This is a genomic window from Oleiphilus sp. HI0132 (genome assembly GCF_001635845.1).
Genome location: NZ_LWGJ01001611.1, coordinates 1 through 489, shown reverse-complemented (window position 1 = coordinate 489; position 489 = coordinate 1). Strand labels below are relative to the sequence as shown.

At 43.6% G+C, this 489-nt stretch carries 1 pseudogene; it reads right to left on the bottom strand.

Annotation, left to right across the window (positions count from 1 at the left end):
- Positions 1–441, bottom strand: a pseudogene (locus A3766_RS24815) (ATP-dependent RNA helicase HrpA); the annotation flags it as partial.
- Positions 442–489 lie beyond the last annotated feature (48 nt).

The following is a 489-nucleotide window of genomic DNA, read 5'->3' as shown; positions in this document are numbered from 1 at the left end:
ACCAAGCGGGGAATTTAGCTCTTCCGCTAATCTCGTCGAAACGGTGCGTGCAGCGAGACGCCTTGGCTGAGTGTGGCCGATAAGGCCCTTCCTTCCAAGCCCCGCTTGAAGACAGGCTTTTGGCAGCTGAGTCGTTTTACCTGATCCGGTTTCACCAGCAACAATTACAACCTGGTTATCCTTTATTGCCTTGCTAATGTCGTCAACTTTTTGGGAGACAGGTAGCTGAGGCGGGTATTTGATTGAAACCGGACGGTTTATTTTTTTACTTAGACGATCTTTAGATTCCTCAATTTCTTGAGTTAGCTTTTCAAGCTTTTCCTCTAGGGCGTTATCATCACCGTGTGATGAGAGTTGCTTGAGTCGTTTTTTAAAGTGACTTTGATCTTTGTAAGAACAGCTGGATATGGCCTGCTGAAGCTTTCTGACATCTAAGGGCATTAGATAAAACCTGGTTCAAAATAACAAAAAATAATAAAGCTAAGTTTT